17 protein-coding genes are annotated in these 14,654 nt (G+C 70.9%); 6 read left to right on the plus strand and 11 right to left on the minus strand.

The features are described from left to right. Nucleotides 1–14: 14 nt before the first annotated feature. The 4 genes from VSH64_RS16400 to VSH64_RS16415 are packed head-to-tail and all read right to left on the minus strand — an operon-like array spanning nucleotide 15 to nucleotide 3,887. Nucleotides 15–1,001 carry a substrate-binding domain-containing protein gene (locus VSH64_RS16400; RefSeq protein WP_326836466.1) on the minus strand — a complete coding sequence of 329 codons (987 nt, stop codon included), beginning with the start codon at nucleotides 999–1,001 and terminating at the stop codon, nucleotides 15–17. Next, entirely contained in the window at nucleotides 998–2,038 is a 1,041-nt protein-coding gene (locus tag VSH64_RS16405) for an amidohydrolase family protein (RefSeq protein ID WP_326836467.1), read from the minus strand. The genes VSH64_RS16400 and VSH64_RS16405 overlap by 4 nt, the downstream gene beginning before the upstream one ends. Further along, nucleotides 2,035–2,745, minus strand: coding sequence for a 4-carboxy-4-hydroxy-2-oxoadipate aldolase/oxaloacetate decarboxylase (locus VSH64_RS16410; RefSeq protein WP_326836468.1), 711 nt, complete (start codon nucleotides 2,743–2,745; stop codon nucleotides 2,035–2,037). The genes VSH64_RS16405 and VSH64_RS16410 overlap by 4 nt, the downstream gene beginning before the upstream one ends. Further along, complete coding sequence (locus tag VSH64_RS16415; RefSeq protein ID WP_326836469.1) at nucleotides 2,742–3,887, minus strand: zinc-dependent alcohol dehydrogenase; 1,146 nt, start codon at nucleotides 3,885–3,887, stop codon at nucleotides 2,742–2,744. The genes VSH64_RS16410 and VSH64_RS16415 overlap by 4 nt, the downstream gene beginning before the upstream one ends. 92 nt (nucleotides 3,888–3,979) lie before the next feature. Here VSH64_RS16415 and VSH64_RS16420 point away from each other — a divergent pair, with 92 nt between their 5' ends. Beyond that, on the plus strand, nucleotides 3,980–4,921 hold the full coding sequence (locus VSH64_RS16420) for an ABC transporter substrate-binding protein (RefSeq protein ID WP_326836470.1): 942 nt from the start codon (nucleotides 3,980–3,982) through the stop codon (nucleotides 4,919–4,921). Between the two features lie 3 nt (nucleotides 4,922–4,924). Then, entirely contained in the window at nucleotides 4,925–5,365 is a 441-nt protein-coding gene (locus VSH64_RS16425; RefSeq protein ID WP_326836471.1) for an RpiB/LacA/LacB family sugar-phosphate isomerase, read from the plus strand. On the opposite strand, the gene VSH64_RS16430 is transcribed toward VSH64_RS16425, so the two are convergent. The 7 genes from VSH64_RS16430 to VSH64_RS16460 all read right to left on the minus strand — a co-directional run bounded on the left by VSH64_RS16430 (nucleotide 5,346) and on the right by VSH64_RS16460 (nucleotide 11,293). Next, nucleotides 5,346–5,927, minus strand: coding sequence for a histidine phosphatase family protein (locus tag VSH64_RS16430; protein WP_326836472.1), 582 nt, complete (start codon nucleotides 5,925–5,927; stop codon nucleotides 5,346–5,348). The two genes, VSH64_RS16425 and VSH64_RS16430, sit on opposite strands and share 20 nt — an antisense overlap. After that, nucleotides 5,924–6,778 carry an alpha/beta fold hydrolase gene (locus tag VSH64_RS16435; RefSeq protein ID WP_326836473.1) on the minus strand — a complete coding sequence of 285 codons (855 nt, stop codon included), beginning with the start codon at nucleotides 6,776–6,778 and terminating at the stop codon, nucleotides 5,924–5,926. The genes VSH64_RS16430 and VSH64_RS16435 overlap by 4 nt, the downstream gene beginning before the upstream one ends. A gap of 41 nt (nucleotides 6,779–6,819) precedes the next feature. Next, nucleotides 6,820–7,686, minus strand: coding sequence for a 3-methyl-2-oxobutanoate hydroxymethyltransferase (locus VSH64_RS16440; RefSeq protein WP_326836474.1), 867 nt, complete (start codon nucleotides 7,684–7,686; stop codon nucleotides 6,820–6,822). Continuing rightward, complete coding sequence (locus tag VSH64_RS16445; protein ID WP_326836475.1) at nucleotides 7,683–8,147, minus strand: hypothetical protein; 465 nt, start codon at nucleotides 8,145–8,147, stop codon at nucleotides 7,683–7,685. The genes VSH64_RS16440 and VSH64_RS16445 overlap by 4 nt, the downstream gene beginning before the upstream one ends. A 31-nt stretch (nucleotides 8,148–8,178) precedes the next feature. Continuing rightward, nucleotides 8,179–9,462 carry an aromatic ring-hydroxylating dioxygenase subunit alpha gene (locus tag VSH64_RS16450; RefSeq protein ID WP_326836476.1) on the minus strand — a complete coding sequence of 428 codons (1,284 nt, stop codon included), beginning with the start codon at nucleotides 9,460–9,462 and terminating at the stop codon, nucleotides 8,179–8,181. Nucleotides 9,463–9,557: 95 nt separating this feature from the next. Beyond that, nucleotides 9,558–9,884, minus strand: coding sequence for a 2Fe-2S iron-sulfur cluster-binding protein (locus VSH64_RS16455; protein WP_326836477.1), 327 nt, complete (start codon nucleotides 9,882–9,884; stop codon nucleotides 9,558–9,560). Between the two features lie 89 nt (nucleotides 9,885–9,973). Next, a complete protein-coding gene (locus VSH64_RS16460; protein ID WP_326836478.1) occupies nucleotides 9,974–11,293 on the minus strand; it encodes an MFS transporter in 1,320 nt (439 codons plus the stop codon). Between the two features lie 490 nt (nucleotides 11,294–11,783). Here VSH64_RS16460 and VSH64_RS16465 point away from each other — a divergent pair, with 490 nt between their 5' ends. Genes VSH64_RS16465 through VSH64_RS16480 form a run of 4 tightly spaced genes read left to right on the plus strand, consistent with a single transcriptional unit; the run spans nucleotide 11,784 to nucleotide 14,492 of the window. Continuing rightward, nucleotides 11,784–12,515, plus strand: coding sequence for an IclR family transcriptional regulator (locus VSH64_RS16465; protein ID WP_326836479.1), 732 nt, complete (start codon nucleotides 11,784–11,786; stop codon nucleotides 12,513–12,515). A 2-nt stretch (nucleotides 12,516–12,517) separates the two neighbouring features. Next, nucleotides 12,518–13,159 (plus strand): flavin reductase family protein, encoded by a 642-nt coding sequence (locus VSH64_RS16470; RefSeq protein ID WP_326836480.1) that lies wholly within the window; start codon nucleotides 12,518–12,520, stop codon nucleotides 13,157–13,159. Next, on the plus strand, nucleotides 13,156–13,536 hold the full coding sequence (locus VSH64_RS16475) for a cupin domain-containing protein (protein WP_326836481.1): 381 nt from the start codon (nucleotides 13,156–13,158) through the stop codon (nucleotides 13,534–13,536). Before VSH64_RS16470 ends, VSH64_RS16475 begins: the two co-directional genes overlap by 4 nt. Then, on the plus strand, nucleotides 13,533–14,492 hold the full coding sequence (locus tag VSH64_RS16480; RefSeq protein WP_326836482.1) for a PDR/VanB family oxidoreductase: 960 nt from the start codon (nucleotides 13,533–13,535) through the stop codon (nucleotides 14,490–14,492). Before VSH64_RS16475 ends, VSH64_RS16480 begins: the two co-directional genes overlap by 4 nt. Nucleotides 14,493–14,654: the final 162 nt, after the last annotated feature.

Raw genomic sequence — 14,654 nt, forward strand, 5'->3', positions numbered from 1 at the left:
GGACCACGCCTTCGTCAGATGACGAAGGACTCCGTGGACTCGGGCGCGAACAGTTCGTCGGCGGTGCGCAGGCGCGACGAGAGCCCCTGTTCGTGGTGGTAGCGCAGGAACACGTCCAGCACGTGCCGGTTGGCGGCCAGCCCGTAGGACCAGTAGTCGGCGCCGAGCAGTCCGCGCGCGTCCTCCAGGTGCTGGTTGGCCCACGGTTCCATGAACCGAAGCGCCGACGCGTCGTAGATCCGGGCGTACGCCTCGTTCTTGGCCGCGGTGAGCGCCTTCGTGAGCGACTGGGCGACCCACGGGTGGCGCTCGTAGACCTCCCGGCGCAGCACCACCACGTGCATGATCGGGAAGATCCCGGTGGCCGCGTAGTACTCCTTCTCGGCCGCCACGGTGTCGGGGAACAGCCGGGCGACCCGGCCGTCCCCGGCCACGAACGAACTCGGGATCCGCGGGCTCTGCAGCGCGTCGATCTCGCCGGTGGCGAGCAGCTCCGAGAGCGTGCGACCGTCCGGAACGGACCGGATGTCGAAGCCGGTGGAGACCGCGCCCTTCTCGATCCGGCCGGGCGTTTCCTGGCCACCGGTGAAGTACGCGACCGAATCGAGCGGCACGTCGTGGTGGTCGGCCAGGATGCCGCGGATCCACACGCCGGCGGTGAGCTGGAACTCGGGCGTGCCGATGCGTTTGCCGCGGAGGTCGGCCGGCTTCTCGATGCCGGCGGCGGTGTTGAGGAAAACGCCGCCGTGGCGGAACATCCGCGAGGTGAACACCGGCAGCGCGACGAACGGCGCCGGGTCGCGGTCGAGGGAGGCGACGTAGGTCGAGAGCGACATCTCCGACGCGTCGAACTCGCCGTGGCGCAGCATGCGGAAGAACGTCTCCTCGACCGGGAGCCGCAGGTAGGTCACGTCGAGGCCGTCGGGGCGGATCGAGCCGTCCTCGACGGCGCGGGTGCGGTCGTAGTCACCGCACGCGAAGGTGATCGGGAGCCGGCTCATCGAGCCACCTTTCCGGCGGCGGGCCGCCCATCGGACACGGCAGGGGAACCGGCGGTGAGCCGCCGGTCGAGGCGCGGGTAGACCCGCCGGGCGTTGCCTTCGAAGATCGCCGCCCGGTCCCTGGCGGTGAGGCCGGCGCGCTCGACGTAGCGTTTCGTGTCGTCCCAGGCGATGCCGGTCTCCGGGTCCTCGCCGCGGACCGCGCCGAGCATCTCGGACGCGAAGAGCAGGTTGCGCGCGGGCACCACGCCGAGCAGGAGGTCGATGCCGGGCTGGTGGTACACGCAGGTGTCGAAGAAGACGTTCGCCAGCAACTGCGCCGGGTCCGGCCAGCCGTTGCGCATCGCCAGGCCGCGGTAGCGCCCCCAGTGGTACGGCACCGCTCCCCCGCCGTGCGGGATCACGAAGCGCAGGCCGGGGAACCGGTCGAAGAGCTTCGACTGCAGCAGCTGCATGAACACGCTGGTGTCGGCGTTGAGGTAGTGCGCGCCGAGGGTGTGGAAGTTCGGGTTGCACGCCGAGGACACGTGCACCATGGCCGGCACGTCGAGCTCGGTGAGGACCTCGTAGAGCGGGAACCACGACTCGTCGGTCAGCGGCCTGCCCGCCCACGTGCCGGACGGGTCGGGGCTGAGGTTCACGCCCACGAAACCGAGCTCTTCCACGGTGCGGCGCAGCTCGGCCACCACGCCGGGGAGATTGCCCTCGGGGGTCTGCGGGAGCTGCGCGACCGGGGCGAAGTGCTCGGGGTACAGCTCGCCGAGGCGGTGGACGAGGTCGTTGGACGCGCGGGCCCACGCGTTCGCCACGGCGGGGTCTTCGACGTGGTGCTCCATGCCGGAAGCCTTGGGCGAGAACAACATCAGGTCACCACCGCGGTCGCGCAGCACCCGCAGCTGGTTGTCCTCCACGCTTTCGCGCAGCTCGTCGTCCGACACCGGCTCGAGCACCGCGGGTTCACCGTCGAGCTGCGCTGCCCGAAAGCGGCTCAGCGCCGCCGGCGCCGTGGTGTAGTGCCCGTGGCTGTCGATGATCACCGGTCGCGCACCTCCTTGAGGTACTCGTCGTGGTCCAGGTAGCGCAGGCCTTTGCGGGCCAGGCGCTCGCGCATCGAGTTCACGTCGAGGCCCAGCTCACCTTCGGCGTAGCGGGCCCGCAATCGCGCTTCCTTCTCCTCACGCGCGGCCGAAGCCGCGAGGATCTCGCCGGCCTCGGTGCGCCGCACCACGACCACTCCGTCGTCGTCGGCGACGATCACGTCTCCCGCTTCCACGAGCTGCCCACCGCAGACCACGGAAGTGTTGACCGAGCCCAGAGTCTCCTTCACCGTGCCCTCCGCCGACACGGCCCGGGACCACACGGGGAACGGCATCGCGCGCAGCTCGGCGATGTCGCGGCAGCCGGCGTCGATGACCAGGCCGCGGACCCCGCGCGCCTTGAGCGAGGTGGCCAGCAGCTCGCCGAAGTACCCGGCGTCCGAGGGCGACGTCGGCGCGACGACCAGCACGTCACCGGGCCGGCACTGCTCCACGGCCACGTGGATCATCCAGTTGTCGCACGGCGCGACGCTCACGGTCACGGCCGTGCCCGAGATGTGCGAGCCCGGGAAGATCGGGTTCAGCGCGGCGGCCAGCAGCCCGCGGCGGCCCTGGGCTTCGTGGATGGTGGCGACGCCGAACCGGCCGAGGCCGTCGCGGACCTCCTCGGCCGGGCGCGGCGGGTTCGTGACCACGATTCCGCTCATCGGACGACCGCCCCGCCGGCCTGGCCGATCATCGAGGGCATCAGCGAAATGTGGATCGCGTCCTCGTCGGTCTCCCCGGCGAGCACGCGGATGGCGTGGTCGACCTGGTCGATGCCGTAGCGGTGCGTCGCCAGCTTCTCCAGCGGGAAGCGGCCCGACGCGAGCTGCTCGACGGCGAGCTCGCAGGCCCGGAACGAGTGCCCGCGCGCGGACTTGATCGTGATGGCCTTCTCGGTGATCTTCTTGACCGGGAAATCCGGGAACGCGGCCAGCTCGCCCTGGATCAGCAGCGTCCCTTCGCGGCGCTTGAGCACGTCGACCCCGAGCAGCACCGGCGCGGTGCCGGCCCGCGACGTGCAGTCGAGGACGATGTCGACGCCACGGCCCCCGGTGAGGTCCATGATCTTCTCGCGCGGGTCTTCGGTGAGCACGTCGACGACCTCGTCGGCACCGAGCTCCTTGGCCAGCTCGAAGCGGGCCTTGTCGCGGGTCGTGCCGGACACCACGATCTTCGACGCCCCGGCCGTCTTGGCGGCGACCAGCTGCGCGAGGCCCTGCTGGCCCGGCCCCTGGATCAGCACGGTGTCGGCGTACCCGACGCCGGCGGTGAGCAGTGCCCACTCGATGCCGTTGGAGAGCGGCATGACCATCCCGGCGAGCTCCGGGCTGATCGTGTCGGGGATCTTGTGGAGCACGGAGTTCCACGGCAGGTACATGCACTCGCTGAAGCCGCCCCAGAGCGTGCCGGGGTTTTCCGCCGAGGTGTAGCCGAAGCGGCGGCCGTCGGGGTTGGTCCGCCAGTCCGTGGCCTCGCAGTGCCGGTACTCGCCGAGGCGGCACCATTCGCAGTTGAAGCAGCCGACGTAGTGCTCGACGAACACCCGGTCGCCTTCTTCGAGCCCGTGGCGCTGCCGGAACCGCGCGCCCGCCTGCGTGATCACGCCGACGTTCTCGTGCCCCATGATCACCCGCCCCTGGATCACGGCGGGCGGGTTGGCGTACATCTTCACATCCGTGCCGCAGATCCCCGCGACCTCGACCTGCAGCAGGGCCGAGTCGTCGTCGATCGACGGCAGCGCGAACTCCTGCATCTGCGTCGTTCCCGGGGCGACCCGTACCGCCGCTCGCACAGTCTGGACCATCGAAGCTCCCTCGCTTGCCGCCTGGCTCGTTGGCAGAATGGACAGCCCAATATACCATCGCGAGTACTTCCCGAAGACGAGGCGAGGACCGAATGGCCGATCACCTGCTCACCGTGACCCGGACCCAGGGCGACAACCGCGCGCTGAAGGAAGGCGAGGTCATCCCCGCCGGTTTTCCGTTGGCCTTCAAGGAAGTGCCGGTGCTCGTGGACGGGTTCCGGCGGATGGTCCGGGAGCTCGCCTACGACGTCTGCGAGATGGCGCTGACCACCTACCTCACCGCGCGCGAGCACGGCGTGCGGTTCACCGCGCTGCCGGTTTTCCTGGTGCGCGGGTTCCACCACGGCGCGATCCTCGTGCGGAAGGGCTCGGGGATCACCGAACCCGGTGACCTCGCGGGCACACGCGTCGGCGTGAACCGCGGCTACACGGTCACCACCGGCGTGTGGGCGCGCGCGATCCTGGCGCTGGAGCACGGGCTCGACCTCGACTCGGTCACGTGGGTCCTCAGCGGTGACGAGCACGTGGAGTCCTACCGGCCGCCGCGCAACGTCGTGCCGGCCGAGCCCGGGAAGGACCTCGTGGAGCTGCTGCTGGCCGGCGAACTCGACGCCGTCGTGAACGTGAAGACCGACTCGCCGGACGTCGTCCCCCTGCTCGCCGAACCGGTCGAAGCGGGGTTCACCGCGCTGCGCGAGCGCGGCCTCTACCCGATCAACCACCTCGTGGTGGTGAAGGACGAGGTCCTCGACGCGCACCCTGGGGCCGCGAAGGCGCTGTTCGACGCGTTCGCCGAGGCCAAACGGCGCTACGTCGAGCAGCTGCGGGCCGGGGTCGTCGAGACGGCCGACGACCGGATGTACAGCCGGGTGCTGGCCGAGACCGGCGGTGCCGACCCGCTCCCCTACGGCATCGAACCCAACCGGGCCGTGCTGGAGCTGCTGGCCGACCAGGCGCTGGCACAACACATCCTCACGAAACCCGTGGCCGTGGAAGCACTCTTCGCGCCCGCGACCCGGGACCTGGTGGGCTGAGCGATGCGCATCGCGATCGCCGCCGACCACAACGGCGTGCGGCTCAAGGCCCGGCTCACCGCGTGGCTCACCGCGCACGGGCACGAGGTGACCGACCGCGGCTCGCACAGCGAGACCGAGATCGTCGACTACCCCCCGCTGTGCGCCGACGTGAGCCGGCGGGTCGGCGACGGCCGCGCCGACGCCGGGATCATCGTCGGCGGCAGCGGGCAGGGTGAAGTGATCGCCTGCAACAAGATCCGCGGAGTCCGTGCGGGGCTCGGGCACACCTCGTTCATGGTGGAGATCTCGCGGGGCAACAACGACGCCAACGTGCTCGTGCTGGGCACGAAGGTGATCACGGACGACGAAGCGGAACGGCTGCTCGCACTGTGGCTGGCGACGCCGTTCAAGGGCGGGGTCCACGCGCGGCGCGTGGACCAGATCACCGCGCTGGAAGCCTGACCTCCGGCCGGAGCGGCGCGGCCGTCGCGATCTCGACGGCGCTCGCTTCGGCCAGGTCCAGGCCGCTCACGTGGGCCAGCAGCATGCGCAGCGAGTTGCCGTGGGCGACCACGAGCACGGACCGGCCCGATTCCAGCAACGGCAGCAGCCCTTCGTGCCAGTACGGGCGCAGCCGCTCGTACACCGTCGCCAGGCTCTCGCCGCCGGGCGGCAGGCCGTGCGGCGTCCGCCGCCAGCGCGCCACCGCTTCGGGGCCGAATCGCACCCGCGCGTCGGCCCGCCGAAGTCCTTGCAGCACACCGTAGTGGCGCTCGACGAGGGCGCTTCGGTGCGTCACCGCGACGTCCGGCGCGAGCAGGTCGCGCACGAGCACGGCCGTGTCCGCCGCGCGAACCAGCGGCGAGGTGTGCACCACGGCCGGGCGCCAGCCGGCGAGCGTGGCCGCGGCGGCGCGGGCCTCCCGGATCCCCGCCGGCGTGAGCGGGACGTCACGCTGTCCGGCGAAGACATCACCGGCGTTGGCTGTGCTTTCCCCGTGGCGCAGCAGGACCAGCGAGGTCACCGGTCGCGCTCGCGCAGGAACTCGAGAACCCGCGCGGGCGCCGTGGCCGCGGTCTGCTCGGCGACCGGCACGTCCCAGTATTCGTGCACCGGCAGGCATTCCTGGAGGTATCGGGCAGCCGACGGGGCGTGGGAAGCATCCTGCCCCGGCACGATCAACGCCGGGACGTCGCAGCTCATCAGCTCTTCGGGCTCCACGCCCGGCACGGTATCGCGGTCGAACAGGCCCCGCACAGAGCCGGTCACGAGCAGGTCGTAGCGCGCCGGGTCGAGCGCGGCGTACGCCTTCGCGAAGGCCTCGTCGGTGCGCAGCGGCGCGGCCCACGGCCCCACCCGCGGGTCGGCGCTGAAACCGGCGGTCGTCGACTGAGCCAGGTCGACGACCGCCGGCAGCCCGTGCTCGGCCACGTAGGCCAGGTGCCGGACGAACCGGCGGTGCTGCGCCATCCGGTAGCGGGGGCCGCCGGCCGGGGAGAACAGGACCGTGCTCCGGACCCGATCCGGTGCCGCGACGGCCAGCGCCGCCGCCGTGGAGCAGCCGACGCAGCCGCCCATCGTGTGGGCCGCGTCGATCCCGAGGTGGTCGAGCAGCGCGAGTGCCTGGCGCGCGTAGGCCGGCCAGGCCAGGCGCTCGACGCGCCCGCCCGACTGCCCCGACTCCCGCCGGTCGAACACCACGCAGGTGTACTCGCCCGCGAACGCGTCGACGAAACCGAGGTCGCGGTAGCGCCCGAAGCTCGTCCAATTGTCCAGGCTGGAGTCGAAGCCGCCCGGGCTGAACATCAGCAGCGGCGGGCCTTCGCCGACGGTGCGGTAACGCGTGGCGATTCCGTCCAGCACGGCCACGGGCATGCGGATTGCTCCTCGGTTCGGGGCCGCTGGGTTCGGCCCGCTCAGTTCTGGGGCGCTCGGTCCTGGACCGCTCCGGCCGGGGGCACTTTGATCCCGCCGCGGATCTGCCGGCCGCCGCGGATGTCCGCGGCGCACTCGGTCAGGGCGTCGAAGGCGATCCGGGCGACGTTCGCATACGTATCGACCTCCCGGTCGACGTGGGCGGCGTTGTAGCCGATCGCCGCCGTGCCCAGCCGGATCCGCCCGTCGAGCCACGGCCCGCCGCCGAAGCCGCCGAGCACGGGGATCGCCACCGCGTCGACCACCGCCGGCCCGACGACCGGACCGGAGTTGGTGAAGTTGAGCGCGACCGCGCCGGCCGACTCGAGCCGCTTCGCCTCGGCGACCAGCTCGCCGAGCATCTCGTCGGGCACCTGCGCGGCGCTGGCGGCGGAGTACTCGATCCCGTACTTCAGCGCGGTCTGCGGCGTGATCCCGAACTGCGCGAACACCGGGATGCCCGCCCGGGTCACCGCTTCCACGGCCTCCGGGAAATCCGCGGCGCCGTCGAGCTTCACCAGGTCGACGCCGGCCTCCTTCACCAGCCGGATCGCCGCGTCGACCGCGCTGGCCGCACCCTGCTGCAACGGGCCGAACGGAAAGTCGCAGCTGAGCAGCGCGCGCTGAACGCCGCGCCGCACGGCTTTCGCGACCACGAGCACCTCGTCGAAGGTGATCTCCAACGGGTGCGGCTGCCCCCACAGGTTGACGCCGACCGTGTCGCCGACCGACACGATGTCCACGCCGACCCGGTCGGCGATGCGGGCCAGCTGGTAGTCCCAGGCGACGATACACACGCTCTTCTCGCCGCGCGCCTTCATCGCCTGCAGCGCCGGGATGGTGACCTTGGTTTCGGTGCTCCGGCTCATGCGCGCGTCGCCCTCAGCAGTTCGAGCAGATCGTCTTCCTCGGCCGGCACCAGCAGGATCCGCGCGTGGGGGCGCAGCGAGAACAGCGCCTCGTTCGCGATCCGGTCCGGGGTCACGACCAGGCCCGCGGTCATGATGCCGCGCACCGTGCACGCGGCGCCGATGGTGGCGGCCGCCTCCGCGTTCTCGCCGGTGGTCGACACGAGCACGACGGTGTTGCTGTCGCGCAGCTCGTCGGTGAGCGCCACCGAATCGCCGGCCATGGTCACGAGCTCGTGGCCGGACCCGGAAACCGAGTAGAAGCGCGCCTGCGCCCACTGCTCGGCCGAGGCGAGCCGGACGATGCGCTCGGCCTCGGCGTCGAGCGCCACCACCCGCGTGTTGCGGGCGGCGGCCAAGGGGTAGTCGATCCGGAACGCGGTTTCCTCGGCGGTCGCCGCCCGGGCACAGCTGCTGGCCAAACCTCGTTGCGCCACGTCGTTTCCCGCCGTCTCAGACCGTCGTCTGCCGGACGCCCGGCTTGGCGACCATCGCCTCGCCGATCCCGTCCACAAAGGACTGGTCGGCGGGCAGCACGATCGCGACCGAGCGCACCTTCTGGTCCTGGGGCCGGTTGCCCATCGGCTCGGCACCCTCGTCGGCCAGCGCCAGCGCGGCCTTGCGCAGCTTCTGACGGGCCTTGATGATGCCCGCGTCGGTGGCCACGAGACGTTCCTTGGTCCGGTCGACGATCGGGCCCATCGACTCCTGCAGCGACGAGTCCTGCAGCGCGATGCCCTTGATGCCGGAGTAGGTCTCGCCGCGCCGCTGCGCGTCGCGATCCATGAGGTAGTCGTTGTCCTTGTTCGCGAGCGGCCGGTAGTTCTCGTCGTTCGCGCTGTGCACGCCCAGGCCCGCGCGCATCGCGGAGACCTCGTCGCTCTCGAGCTGGCGGGTCGGGTGGTAGTCGAAGCTCCAGGCCCAGCAGTTCTCGTCGTCGATCGGCACCCAGAAGTGCCCGTGGAGCGGGTGGTCCGCGCGCGGCGGCACCATGGTGAAGTTCGGCAGTACCCACGGCGTCACACGCCAGTAGTAGTGCCCCTCCTCGGCGCTGCGGCGCGCCCCGATGAGCAGGCCGCCCTCGTAGTCGACGACCTCGAAGAACGGCTTCAGGTCGGCGCGGTTGTAGGCGTTGCCCTTCGAACCCTTGAACAGCGGGTCGCTGTCGAGGCTGCCCGAGTGCAGGAAGGTCACGTGGCTGGAGTCGATGCCGCCCTCCAGCGCCTGAAGCCAGTTGCACTCCTGGTAGCGCTTCGAGGTGAACGCCTGACCGTCGGGCACCGTCACGAACTCCCACTCCGGGAGCGGCGGCTGCGTCTCGGGATCGCCGAAGTAGGCCCACAGCACGTCGCCGCGCTTGATCATCGGGTAGGACTTGAGCTTCACGTTGGCGCAGAAGTTGCTGGTCTCGGGCTCGCTGGGGACCTCGATGGCCTGACCGGTGTAGTCGTACTTCCAGCCGTGGTACGGGCAGCGCAGCCCGCCCTGCTCGTTACGCCCGAACCACAGCGACACTCCGCGGTGGGCGCAGAACTCGTCCATCAGGCCGTAGCGGCCTTCGGAGTCACGGAAGGCGATCAGGCGCTCGGAAAGGATCTTCACGCGCACGGGCGGGCAATCGTCGGCGGGCAGCTCTTCGGCCAGGAGCACAGGCTGCCAGAAGCGCCGGAAAAGGCTGCCCATCTTGGTGCCCGGCCCGGTCTGCGTCAGCAGTTCGTTGATCTCTGTTCGGAGCACGCTGAAGTCCTTTCACACCGGCGATCACGAAGACGCTATAGGAATGAATATCAGACCATTGAACCACCGGCAATGGCCAGTTGCCCGCCCCGAGGTCACACGACCTGTTCGCCGGGAACGTCGACCACCAGCCCGTCGAGCTCCGCCGTCACCTCGATCTGGCACGAGAGACGGCTGCCGGCCCGCCGGTCGCCCACCGCGAGGTCGAGCAGGTCGTCCTCCATCTCGCCGAGTTCGCCGAGCTGATCGCGGTACTCCTCGCGGACCCAGACGTGGCAGGTGCCGCACGAAAGGCAGCCGCCGCACTCGCCGATGATCCCCGGCACGCCCGCGCGCACGGCCGCGCTCATCACGCTCTCCCCCACGGAGGCGTCGACGGCCCGCTCCCCGCCGGCGTCGTCGACGTACACGACCTTCGGCATCGCCCACTCCTCCGCACTGGCTCAAGCCCACTGACTAATGGACTTACCAATATACCGGTTCGGAGGGTGGGCGCAACACGCCGATGGCGTCATTCCGCGGGCGTTTGCTCCCTCTCGGCCGGAGCGGCCTGGATCGCCTGGTGCCGCGGGGACCGCCGCGTGAGCCGGATGAAGGGAACCACCAGAACCCCTGCTCCCGCGAGCAGGAACGTGGTCACGGACAGGATCCCGGAGACGGACACGTGCAGGGACAGCAGCAGGCCGACGAGACCGGGCCCCGCGATCGACCCGACCCGCCCGAGCGCGGCGGACCAGGCGACGCCCGCCGTGTGGCAGTTTTCGGGGTAGGTCAGCACGGCGATCGCCGACTGGCCCTTGGTCGCCGCCCCGGTGCCGATCCCGATGAGGACCGAGAGCACGAGCGCACCCGAGAACGAAGGTGAGGTACTGGCGAAGACACCGAGGCACACGACGCCGAGTCCACAGAGGATCGCGATCACCCGCGGGATTCCCCACCGCGCGGTCACGATGACCAGAAGGACACCCGCGACGAGCGCCCCGAAGCTGAAGGCCGCCGTGCCGAACGAGACCTGACCGGCTCGATAGCCGGCCTGCACCAGCAAAGTCGGCAGCCACGACTGGATGATGTAGCCGCACCCGAGGGCCAGGAACGAAAATCCCCACAGCAGCGCCGTGCGGCCGGCGAGGCCGCGGGACAGCAGGCTGCGCACGCCGGAGTAGTCGCGAACCGGTTGCGCGGCTTCGGTTTCGGCCGACGCGGCCGGGGCTTGAGCCTGAGAGACCTGGGCTTCGGGGCGCACGAGCTTCCACCACAGCAGCACGGCCAGGCCCATCGACAGCACACCGGGCAACCAGAACACGCTCTGCCAGCCCAGGTGCGCGATCATCGCGCCGCCGACCAGTCCGCTCACGGTGCCGCCGGCGGAGATGCCGAGGGTCACGCCGATCGCCGCACTGCCGCGGCGCAGCACCGGGACGCAGGTCGCACCGAGCGAGACGGCGGCCGGCAGGACCGCGCCGAGCCCGACACCGGTCACGAACCGGATGACCGTCAGCACCGCCACACTGCCGGCCAGGGCCGTGGTGAGCACCGAGACCGAGAAGAAGGCGACCGCCGACCAGACCACGGCCCGCCGGCCCCACCTCGCGGTCAGCTTGCTGCAGACCAGATAACCGACCACCACGCCGACGTTCGTCGCCACGAGCGCGGGGGTGAACTCGGCGGGCGTGCGCCCCCACTCCCGCCCGAGCACCGGAACGACGAAGCTGAACGCGGCGGTGTCGAACCCGTCGGTCAAGATCGCGAGGAACAGCAGGACAAGGGACGACCACCGCACTGCGAACGCGGTTTCCGGGCCGGTTTCCGCAAGGTTTTCGGCGCTGCTCATAGCACCTCCAGGAATGGTTTCGCACGGGCCGAACGAGGGCGCGGGGAGAAGCGCGACCGGGTGATTCCGGATCACCGAGGGGAGAAAACCGAAGATCGACCCGGGGCTCTGCCGCCACCGGCACCGCGGCATGGTGCGCAGACATTAACACCGGTACCCACCCGCAACAAGCAGTTTCGTCGCCCGGTCCGCTTTTTTTCGACGGTCGTCAAGGAGGCGCAACAACTTCCCGTGACCTCTTGCTACCGGGCTTACGGCGCGGCTACCATCCCGAATCACGGCACGGTTGAACCACATCACGACACGAGTGATCAGAATTGTACCGCATCGTGGTACAGCGGCCATCAGGAGGCAACGATGCTCGGTCCGGCCGAGCCCCTTGGGCTCCCCCGCTGCCGGCCCCATCAGCGGCCCCATCAGTGCTCCGGCCGTCCTCGGTCGGCGCTATTTCCGTTCTCCGTGCGGCGCATTCGGAAAAGGGGGTAGATCAGTGAGCGAAGTCCAATCGGTACAACGCACCTTCGTCATTCTCGAACGACTGGCGGAACACGGTCCCAGCGGAATCCAGCAATTGGCGCGGGATTGCGGGCTGCCACCCGCCACGGTCCAGCGGTTGACGCGCGCGTTGGTCACGGCGGGACTCGTCGAACAGGACTCGGATCGCACTTACCGCGTGACCTGGCAGCTGTTCCGGTGGGCGCAGGCGCCGCTGGCCCGGCTCGGCTTGCGCGAGCTCGCCAAACCGTTCATGCAGGAGCTCGCCGCCGAGGTGGAGGAGACGATCGTGCTCGGCGTGCGCGACGGCGACGCCGTGTTGCACGTGGAGTGGATCCCGGCGCGCCACCTCGTGCAGCCGCGGGTGCGGATCGGTGAACGCGTGCCGCTGGGCGAGTCTTCCCTCGGCCGCTGTCTGCTCGCGTGGCCGGACGATCCCGGCGCCGAACCACCCCCGGAGCTGCACCGTCCACTCGCGACGGTGCGCGAACTGGGCTACGCGCTCGTCGAGGACACGACGGCGGGCATCCGGACCCTCGCCGTGCCGATCCGGCGCGGCGAGGTGTCGGTGGCCGCGGCCATCGGCGTCGGCGGCCCGATGAACCGCTTCTCGGCCGAGCGGGCCGCGTCCGCGGTCCCCTCGCTCCTCGCGGTCGGGCGCGCCGTGAGCGCCCACTTCGGCGCGGAACCCGCGTACGGACGAACTCGACTGGACGGAGCCGGCTGACGATGACGACCGACCACCACACCCTGTCCGACCAAAAGCTGTCCGACCACAAGCTGTCCGACCACAAGCTGTCCGACCAGACTCAGTCCGATCATGGCGGTGACGACGCGACCCTGCGCTTCCGTTCCGTGCTGCGCACCTTCGCCAGCGGCGTCGCGGTCGTGACGATCGCCGACCGCACCGGCGTGCACGGGATGACCGCCTCGTCGTTCTCCTCGGTCTCCCTCGCCCCGCCCTTGTGCTCGGTCAGCGTGAACAAGCTGTCCCTGCTGCACGAGCGGCCCAGCCGCATGCACACACTGCTCAGCGACACCGGCGACCGCTTCGGCATCAGCATCCTCGCCGAAGGGCAGAGCGCGGTCGCCGACTTCTACGCCCGCCGCCCGTGGGCGAGCTCGGCCGAGATCGAGATGACCTGGTCCGACGGCTGCCCGCTCGTCGCGGGCGCGCTCGCCTGGTTCGTGTGCCGCAAGTGGGCCGAGTACGACGGCGGCGACCACAGCATCTTCGTCGGCCACACCCTCGACTCGGGCACGGCCGCCGAACCCGGCCTCACCCCGCTGATCCACCACGGCTCGCGCTACCACCAGCTCGGCGGGCCCCTCGCGCACACCGACGGCCCCGAAGGAGACGCTCGCCGATGAAGTACGTGCTCGCGCCCGCGGACATCACCTGGAAGACCTTCGAAAGCCCCACCTCGCCCGGGATCGGCTTCGGCTTCACCCCGAGCGTGATCGGCTCCGATTACACCGATGGGTTCAGCGCCCAGCTCGGCCGGATCGGCCCGGGCGGGCGGTCCAAGCCGCACGTCGACCACTACAACCACGCCTTCTACTTCATCTCCGGCCAGGGCGAGGTCACCATCGGCAAACGCACGTGGCCGCTCGAACCCGGCACCGTCGTGAAGATCCCCACGGGCCTGACCCACGGCTTCACCAACACCGGCGACGACGACCTCACCTTTTTCGTGGTCTACGACCCGCCCTATGTCGCGGGCGGCCCCTTCGAGGAGGAGGCATGACCGCCCGCGCCGGCGAGGACCTCGAGCTCGACCTGGTCGTCGCGCACCGGCGGACGGTCGCCCAGGGCGTGGTCGAGCTGCGCCTGCGGGACGCCCGCGGCGAGCCGCTTCCGCGCTGGTCGCCCGGTGCGCACGTCGACCTGCACCTCGGCGACGGCAGCCGGCGGCAGTACTCGCTCTGCGGAGACCCGCGTGAGCGCGGCACCTGGCGGATCGCCGTGCTGCGGGAGGACGGCGGCCGCGGCGGATCCCGGTGGGTGCACGAGCACCTGGCCGCCGGCGCCCGGCTGCGAGCCGTCGGCCCGCGCAACCGGTTCGTGTTCGAACCCGCCGAGGAGTACCTGTTCGTCGGCGGCGGCATCGGCATCACCCCGCTGCTGCCGATGATCGACGCGGCGCACCGCGAGCAGGCCCGGTGGCAGCTGGTCTACGGCGGCCGCAGCCGGGCGACCATGGCGTTCGCCGGCGAGCTCGCCGACCGCTACGGCGACCGCGTGCGGCTCGTGCCGGAGGACGAGCTCGGCCGGCTCGACGTCACCTCCGTGCTGCCCGAGCCGGACGAACGCACGCTCGTGTACTGCTGCGGCCCGGCCGGTCTGCTCACCGCCCTCACCGACCACGGCCGCACCCGCGGCTGGGACGGCGCCGACCTCCGGGTCGAACGCTTCACCGCGGCGGCCGCTTCCGGGCCCGATCGCGCGTTCGTCGTCGAGCTCGCCCGCTCCGGCCGCCGGATCACCGTGGGCGCAGGGGAATCCGTGCTCGCGGCGATCCGGCGGGCCGGAGTGGAGGTGGCGTCCTCGTGCGAGCAAGGCACCTGCGGCACCTGCACGACGCGGGTCCGCACCGGATCGGTCGAGCACCGCGACACCGTGCTCGACGAGCAGGAGCGCGCGACCTCGATGACGTTGTGCGTGTCCAGGGCCGCCGAGGGCGCGCTGGTCCTCGATCTCTAGCCCGGGTCCTGCGCCGAAGCGACCAACCCGTTCCCCCGGACTCCGCACCGCGGCTGCGGCCGACGACGACTGTCCACGTGCGGTCCACCGCGCGTCTCCCTTCGGACCGCCGCGGCTTGGTACTTCTTTTCCGGCCGGTGGTCGTCCCGGCCGGAAAGGAAC

The organism is Amycolatopsis rhabdoformis, from assembly GCF_035918295.1.
Taxonomy (GTDB): domain Bacteria; phylum Actinomycetota; class Actinomycetes; order Mycobacteriales; family Pseudonocardiaceae; genus Amycolatopsis; species Amycolatopsis rhabdoformis.

What these genes read in the sequence shown, in the direction of transcription:
- VSH64_RS16400 (WP_326836466.1), bottom strand. Translation starts at nt 1,001, where the DNA reads ATGAGCCGGCTCCCGATCACCTTCGCGTGCGGTGACTACGACCGCACC.
- VSH64_RS16410 (WP_326836468.1), bottom strand. Translation starts at nt 2,745, where the DNA reads ATGAGCGGAATCGTGGTCACGAACCCGCCGCGCCCGGCCGAGGAGGTC.
- VSH64_RS16415 (WP_326836469.1), bottom strand. Translation starts at nt 3,887, where the DNA reads ATGGTCCAGACTGTGCGAGCGGCGGTACGGGTCGCCCCGGGAACGACG.
- VSH64_RS16420 (WP_326836470.1), top strand. Translation starts at nt 3,980, where the DNA reads ATGGCCGATCACCTGCTCACCGTGACCCGGACCCAGGGCGACAACCGC.
- VSH64_RS16425 (WP_326836471.1), top strand. Translation starts at nt 4,925, where the DNA reads ATGCGCATCGCGATCGCCGCCGACCACAACGGCGTGCGGCTCAAGGCC.
- VSH64_RS16435 (WP_326836473.1), bottom strand. Translation starts at nt 6,778, where the DNA reads ATGCCCGTGGCCGTGCTGGACGGAATCGCCACGCGTTACCGCACCGTC.
- VSH64_RS16440 (WP_326836474.1), bottom strand. Translation starts at nt 7,686, where the DNA reads ATGAGCCGGAGCACCGAAACCAAGGTCACCATCCCGGCGCTGCAGGCG.
- VSH64_RS16455 (WP_326836477.1), bottom strand. Translation starts at nt 9,884, where the DNA reads ATGCCGAAGGTCGTGTACGTCGACGACGCCGGCGGGGAGCGGGCCGTC.
- VSH64_RS16460 (WP_326836478.1), bottom strand. Translation starts at nt 11,293, where the DNA reads ATGAGCAGCGCCGAAAACCTTGCGGAAACCGGCCCGGAAACCGCGTTC.
- VSH64_RS16470 (WP_326836480.1), top strand. Translation starts at nt 12,518, where the DNA reads ATGACGACCGACCACCACACCCTGTCCGACCAAAAGCTGTCCGACCAC.
- VSH64_RS16475 (WP_326836481.1), top strand. Translation starts at nt 13,156, where the DNA reads ATGAAGTACGTGCTCGCGCCCGCGGACATCACCTGGAAGACCTTCGAA.
- VSH64_RS16480 (WP_326836482.1), top strand. Translation starts at nt 13,533, where the DNA reads ATGACCGCCCGCGCCGGCGAGGACCTCGAGCTCGACCTGGTCGTCGCG.